The organism is Photobacterium chitinilyticum (assembly GCF_004104355.1).
Taxonomy (GTDB): Bacteria; Pseudomonadota; Gammaproteobacteria; order Enterobacterales; family Vibrionaceae; genus Photobacterium; species Photobacterium chitinilyticum.
Genome location: NZ_RJLM01000245.1, coordinates 1 through 392 on the forward strand (window position 1 = coordinate 1; position 392 = coordinate 392).

Here is a 392-nt window from a genome sequence, read left to right on the forward strand (position 1 = left end):
TGTGTTAAATCCACCAACTGCATAACCGTTGTCACGGGCTGCTTGGACAAATTTTTCTGCTGAAACGATTGCCATTTTATCAGGCCTCCTGTATATTTTTATGGGTCATCCCATTTACATTGTTCATTTTATCACTTTTTGCCAAAAAAATCTAGTTTTTCCCGCAGTTTCGATTGATTTTCTTCTAACTCCATCTATGTAAACCCTTTCTCTCCCTAGTCTTGGACGACTTTTGGAAAATCTATAAAGAAGGTTAAACGATTCTCCTCCATCTCGAAACGATAAGCTAATTTTTCATGTTCTAATAGACTCTTAACCACAAAGAGCCCCATACCAGACCCCTTGACCTTGCGACTAGCATTGTCAGAAAAAGACTGGGCTAGTTTTTCTTG

The 392-nt window shown here is 38.8% G+C and carries 1 protein-coding gene; it reads right to left on the reverse strand.

Annotation, left to right across the window (positions count from 1 at the left end):
- Positions 1-215 precede the first annotated feature (215 nt).
- Positions 216-392, reverse strand: a 177-nt coding sequence (locus EDI28_RS26615) for an ATP-binding protein (RefSeq protein ID WP_164918645.1), incomplete at its 5' end; no start/stop codon positions are given.